The organism is uncultured Cytophaga sp. (assembly GCF_937863595.1).
In the GTDB taxonomy this organism is placed as follows: domain Bacteria; phylum Bacteroidota; class Bacteroidia; order Cytophagales; family Cytophagaceae; genus Cytophaga.
Window position 1 is genome coordinate 1 of record NZ_CALMGQ010000040.1, and the last position, 6,826, is coordinate 6,826.

Genomic DNA, 6,826 nt, shown 5'->3' on the forward strand with positions numbered 1-6,826 from the left:
TTTGTATTCTTTGTTAATATCCATTTGGCATACAAGTATTGTTCTATATAAATGTCTTCTATACCTTTTTTTTCGGACTGTTTGATTGCATTGTCTATGACCTGTATATCAAATTTTGTTGTAAAGTCGGTGAGTCGAATTGCTATAAAACCAGAAGCCTGTTTCATAGCATAACTTTTATTTTCAGTACAACTATACGTAAAAATTTCAAAAATTTGTTTTGCAAATTGCTCCCGTTCATCATCATTAAAAGAAGCAATCGCTTGGGCAAGACTTAATAATGTTTCAGGTTCTGGCTCTTGATCTACAGGATTATATTCTTTCGCATGTGTTAGAATATCGTTAAATGCTGAATTGAAAAAGCGTATAGCAGATTCTTTGAACGCTGGAAAATAATAAGCATCTCTCATTGCGAATAGTGATTGATCTGTAATAGGTAGATTATGTTCCTTTAAAAAGTGGGAACCTTTCAGAAAAGCTGTTGCATGCGCCAATACTTTATGGAATGCATTTTCACATCGTAGCATAATTAGTCTACGGAATGGATCGTCGAATTGATTTTCTGCAAGGGTAAGAATTTCTTCTTTAAAAGCAGTATTTTCAGAAGATCTATAATCCGTTATTGCTGTGTTAAAATAATCATCTTTTAGGCGTTCTTTAAAGATCTCAAAGGATTCCTTATCTGCTGCATAATCTAAGTAATTATATGCCGTAATTTTATCAAATAGTATTGCATACGCACTTGGATGCTGTTGATAAAATGCTGCTAATTCTAATTTTATAGTGTCTTCTAAATGTCTCATTTTATGCTTGTGTTTTAGAATGTATCTTCCAGTTGAATAGACCAAATCATTCCATTATCCCGATTACGTAGATGCGTAACATTTCCTAAAATAACAATCTCTTTCAATTCTTCTAGGTTCGAATGTTGAGGAAAGACGCCTTTAATGTCTACATATCTTTCCTCAAAAACGGGTTTATTGCTGATGGAAAGTTGTAAATCATCTGCGCTAAAATTTAAATATCGAATCTTTTTAGAATATTCATTGTTAGAATAGTGAATGTGAAGGATAAATAATCCGGAGCCTTTGCCTACGTGCAATGTTTCGCCTATCAATAAGCAATTGCTGTTATTGCCCGAAACAAGCGCGTGTATTTTAAATACCTCAGGGTAGTCATTAAATAAATAGGATAATGAAAAAATATGACCAGCAGAAGTTATTCTGCCAAACAAGGCTTCTCCTAAATAACGATCCGAATTTTTATAATCAAGACCAGCAAACCAAACACCATCCGAACTGGCTAGCTTTTTTTCGAACGTATTGTACCGTGCCATATAGGTTAGGGGCATTAATTTTTCATTTCCTATATCTCCCAACCCTTTATTCCAAAGCATTTCTCCGGTACTGGTGTATTTAGAAATGCCAAAGTTTTCGATCACAAAAAAACAGTTTAAATTGGAATCAGAAATTGAAACTGGAAAATAATCTTGTGTGTGTAACGCGTCGTTTTCTTCTGGAATATCTGCTCCTTCATTACTGATTGTAGCCTCCCATTTTTCAGGCCAAAATTCATCATGTCCGCCAGCACGAATGCATCTATACCAATTGCCTTCAATTAAAATATCACCACGTTTTGTTTTTTCTAATTTGATTATTTCAGAATCATGTCCTTGGTCATAGCTGCATGATTTGAGCAAGGTGTTTTCCGAAAAGAGGGATAAGGTTGCACCCGAATGGATTCTAGAATAGCTACTTCCTAACCAATAATTGGAATTGTCAAGTGCGTACATGCATAACCAACGGGTGTATTTTTCTGGATTGTGAATGGAATAAACGTCTTTAATGTTCGCCCCCTGAATGCAGATTACAACTTGCTCTATCGATTTGTAGGCATCCGTTTTCCACACGTTTACTAACGCAAAACAAAACGCTGTACCTTTAGCAACAGATACCAACTGTACGCAATGCGCATTGGGGAATTTCTCTTTTAAATCTGTTGTTTGTACCTGCATGCGAAAATAATATTTGAACGTATAATCTGATTTACTTTATTAGTTGGTGAAACATGTTATTTAGTTAATTATCCGATTCAACTCTTTTTTCCAAAATTGAATTTCATATCTACCATAACTTATTACCGTTGAATCGAAATAGGCAGTTGCCAAGTTGTCGCGCGCACCGATATTTGTGTTGTGTTCACTTTCTTTGCTTGGAAGCCAATTGGTATAACGCGCATGTTTATCTTCTAGTTGAAGCGTAGTAAACAGATAGTCATCGCCGGTGCTCAATAGCAGCACTTCAGGTTTTGGTGCAAAATAATAAATTGGCACTACGTTTTCTTTTATCGTTCCAATACAGATAGGAGCGGTAGGGGCTTTAATATTATATATCGAACGACATATCAAATAATCACCAACAAATTCAATATGCATGTTTCTTGGTGTTTCATCTTCTTCAAGCGTACATAACCAAACGGGGTTTGTTTTGTCCGAAATGTCAATCAACATCACATAACCATGGGTGGAGCATACGACAAGTAAGTTGTGGTGCACAAATAACTGACCCCCAAAATGTATGTAAAGCGAATCTTTGAGTGCAGGTACTTCTGGTTTTTTTAGATCGAATATTTCTAAAAAACAATTATTACTTGCATACAGATAACCATCCGCAATACATAGGTTTCTATAGTATGCAGCGTTATTTTTATTTTTATAAACAGCAGAACGTAATTCAAATGCATTCGCTGTTACGGTGTAGCTTACAATGCCTCGTGATTGGTCGGCTATATAAATGACACCATCAAGATAGGTACAAGATGCTACATTGTGTGTTTTTGGCAGGATGGTCTGGTGTAAAATTTCAACCGTTTTATCTGCCGTTATTGAAGCACGAACAAGCAGTACCTCATCTTCTTCGATCACCGCAAGGAACGTGTTTGCATCTATTGGGTGTACCCATTGGCAATCTTGTATTTCGATGCGGTCTGTTAAATAATAGCAATCGTTGTATGTTGTATAGTCTATTGGTGTTTGTTTGTTTTTAGACGTATTGAATGCCGCTGGAATTTCTTGTTCTCTAAACGCATTTTCTTTGGCTTCTTGTTGAACCAACTTTTCATAAGACTGACTTACACAATCAGTCTGTGGAAGTTCATATCGAAGTAAAAACCACTCTAATGTATGGTCTATAAATAAACGCTGTGTTTGCAATAAGGCGTTGTCGTGATCTTGAAGTAAGGTGTATAGTTTAATTAACACAACCGTTCGCAACCCTTTAATGCTATATGTTGGTATCGGAATCGTTTTAATCTTCTGTTCGAGCGCCTTTAAGGTATCTTCGTCCAAAGGTTCTTTTAGTATCCATAATATATCTAAAAGTTGGAGTACCTCTTGGCTGTAATCTACTTCAATACTTGATCGATACGCATCGTAGTCTTCTTTTTTATTATCTAAAAGTAACGCACATAGATATTCTAATTTATCACTGTTTTCCAGTTTAAGCATTTTTTTGAATGCCGTTACCGACTCTTCAAATCTACCTACACGAAACAATTTGCTTGCATGAAAAGATAAGGCTCGTTGGGATTGAAGCGAGTCTGTAGGCAGTGATTGTAGGTAATAGTTATAGGCATCATCTCCATAATCAAACACCGTATCGTGGTTGCCCATATACACTTTTTGTTCCAACAGAAAATGCAACCATTTATCAAAGGCATCTTTGTTTGTTATTGGATTGGGTACCGTATCCTTATCCAGTACTTTTTCTGCGAAAGCTTTTAAAAATAGATTGACGTCTTTTAAAAAGTTTTTTTCTGACGTGTTTTTGGTTGTTTGCAAATCATCTTCTATTGCCGTTATAAAAAGGGTTTTAGTGTCGCCATTGATTCGGATAAATAAATCTTCATCATCTGCATACATAAACGTGAAGTCCTTTGCTTCATAGCTACAAACAGAAACATCATTGAGTTGGTAACTATTTTTTTTACAAAATAATTGAATACCTTTTTCTGTAAAACATAAAAAATGATTGGACAATACTTTGTTTCCATGCATTATGCTTACATTATAGAACGGACCTTCCGTTTGTTGATGCAGAAATCCATGCAATAACAAACCATCTTCCTCGTATTCTATGTCGTCGTATTCGTAGGTGATATGGTTTGTTAAAATACCAACAGCATGTTTAATTGTGTTGTCCGAAACCGAATTTGCCACCTGCACGATCGATGCATTCAATTGTGTTAGCATTTCTTCACGTAAACAAATCAATGCTGCCCGTTGGGCGTCTGTAGATATTTCAAAATCTTCGAAGGTAATTGCAGGTTCTTTTTCGGTATATTTTTTTTCTATTTCGGTTGCACGTTCAATATAAACGGGGTCGATTGCTTTGTCTGTTTTTAATACCTCATGAACCACAGCCACCCATTCCGAAATGTTTATTTCGCCAATCATTGGAGCATCTTCATCCAACCTATGTATGTTCCAATCATTTTGTGCGTAGACCTCTAATGTATCTAAGCCATCATTGATAGAAAGAATAATCATCCGAAGCGTTTCTGTGTCAATCTTTTCAGATTGTATGGCCTCTTGAAGGATAGCGGTTAATTCCGTTTTTATTTTTGATTGTATATTTAGTTCTAACATATAATTATTTTAATCTATTTAATTTCGATAAGCGCATCTAAATCTACTTTAATAGTTGGGCGTGGCATGGGATCCATGTGTCCATTCAGTACAATTTCTACTTCACCTGTTTTTTTATGTAGCGTACTTATCTGAAGCGAATAGGTATTGTGGGTATCAATACTATAATGTTCTTCTTCTTCATGAATAATATTTTTAAAATCAGAAGAGAAGTTTCCTGTGTGTTTTTTTATAAATTCCAATGCTTTTTTATCGGCTTCGGTTTCAATATAAAATTCGGATGCAAACGTGTCATCAAAAGGCAAAATGGTATTCGTATTTAAGTTAACGTTTATATCATACGAAAATCTTTTTTCTGGATGTATTCCTAAAGGGGTATAACGCACTATTCTTCTAAATTCTACTAGTGCGTTTTTGCTATCTCCTAAAACGATTTTTTCATAATCATCAAAATTTAATACGATTGCCGGTTGCTCTTTCGTAATAATTCCAATAGCGATACGTATAATGGCGTTTCTGGTAATCCGACTTATTTCATCCGTATCGTAGAGTTTTAACATTTCTTCCCGTTGGTATACGTCTTCTACTACAGGTTTTGGTATCTCTATCGAATAACTTCCTTCCATTACACCCGATTTGAAACCTGTTTTTTTATCGATAAAGAATTTCCTGAAACCTATTTTATTTGTTTCACTAATCCAGTAATGATCTTCATTTTCAGTAATGGTGATGTCTGAGGTAGACTGTGACGGTAAATCGCTAATCGATTTTATAAAATCTAATTTCTTTTTGTCTGTTTCGGTGGGTACATAAAAAGTACAGGTATATCCCGATTCAAAGGGGAGGATCTGTTTGGTGACAAGGTTTACCGTGATGTCGTAATAATGTTGGGGTTGCGCATTCAAGGCGATAAACCGAATGTATCTTCTAAACGTAACAAGCAGTTCTTTGCTGTTTTTCCAAGCTGTATATTCAAACGCATCCCAATCAATTACCAGAGAAGGTTGTTTCTCTGTAAGAATATCAACGGCCATTTGAATCAATTCTTGTTTGGTTTTTTTTGATTGTAATGCCTCCATTGCGTGTGTTGTTTTAGGATCCCTATAATTTTAGGAAGTAACAGAAGTGCTTGTAGTTGCTTCCTAAAATCTGGTTTGTATGTGTAGGTGACAAATTGTACAATCGGCATATACACAACGAGGGATTCTTGTTTTAAAGCACCAACTCAATCGACTGAATAATAGCTTCTTTGTCTATTGCAAAAGAAACATAAGCCGTGTGCGAAAAGGGGATGGTTAACGTTTTGTTTTGTAGCGCTGTGTTAGATTTTTCAGCAACCTCCAATACTACTTTTTCGATGTTGGCAGTAACGGATTGCATACCCATGCTGTCTTTCGTTAATTGACCGAAAAATTCAGGTAATAATTCTGCTATTTTAACAATACGATTTTTGTTTTTGTTTGTCGTATCATTAAAATTAATTGAAATTGAAATGCGTTTCGAAAGCAGTTTTTCAAGGCTGTCTTCTAACTGATTTATTTTTCGTTTTAAATCTAAATTAGAAATTATGGTTTCATCGTCTGCTAACACTGCAAGCATCGCATGTGCATCTAGAAATGAAAGAGCTATAATTTCTTGTGTTTGAATGAGGTGTACACATTCCTTATTTTGAACGCTTGTATGTTCCAATAGCATTAATAAGCGATCACTTTCAGACGTTTTTAAACCAACGATAACTCCAGTAAAGGTTCTGCCAGAACGCAAAGACACTTCAAGCTTTGGTAAGCTTAAAGTGTCTGTTGTGTTTTTTGATTTTTCTGCAAGTAGGTCAAACCACTCCGAAAAATCTTTCAATAAATCTTTTTGCAAGGATTCAATCAACATATTATAATTGTTTTTCTACGTAAGATGCCATATCAGAATCTGTATATGAACTAAAAGTGCCACCAGCAAGTTGAAAATGAAGGTTAAACGTATTGTCTTTCAATTCCATTTTCAAATCTTCTTGTTTATCTGAATTTGTAATTTTAATGGTCGACATTTTTTCTTTTAATGCTTCTTTGCCCATATCATCTTTGCAGATTTTTTTAACAAAACCTTCTATGTCGTCAAATACAATATCCAATCTAGAAAGTGGATAGGAGTCAAAAGCGGTGAATGATGCCCAGTCGATATCAACTT

5 protein-coding genes and 1 pseudogene are annotated in these 6,826 nt (G+C 35.1%); all 6 read right to left on the reverse strand.

All coding sequences use genetic code 11. The annotated features are described in order from the left end of the window. Nucleotides 1–803 (reverse strand): hypothetical protein (locus Q0543_RS03115; protein WP_299248974.1); only part of this gene is annotated, 803 nt, incomplete at its 3' end. 14 nt (nucleotides 804–817) lie between these two features. Then, a complete protein-coding gene (locus Q0543_RS03120) occupies nucleotides 818–2,014 on the reverse strand; it encodes a hypothetical protein (protein WP_299248976.1) in 1,197 nt (398 codons plus the stop codon). A gap of 60 nt (nucleotides 2,015–2,074) precedes the next feature. Next, entirely contained in the window at nucleotides 2,075–4,645 is a 2,571-nt protein-coding gene (locus Q0543_RS03125; RefSeq protein WP_299248979.1) for a hypothetical protein, read from the reverse strand. Between the two features lie 14 nt (nucleotides 4,646–4,659). Further along, nucleotides 4,660–5,724 (reverse strand): hypothetical protein, encoded by a 1,065-nt coding sequence (locus Q0543_RS03130; protein ID WP_299248981.1) that lies wholly within the window; start codon nucleotides 5,722–5,724, stop codon nucleotides 4,660–4,662. Nucleotides 5,725–5,857: 133 nt separating this feature from the next. After that, nucleotides 5,858–6,529 (reverse strand): hypothetical protein, encoded by a 672-nt coding sequence (locus Q0543_RS03135; protein WP_299248984.1) that lies wholly within the window; start codon nucleotides 6,527–6,529, stop codon nucleotides 5,858–5,860. A 1-nt stretch (nucleotide 6,530) separates the two neighbouring features. Next, a pseudogene (locus Q0543_RS03140) lies at nucleotides 6,531–6,826 on the reverse strand (hypothetical protein); the annotation flags it as partial.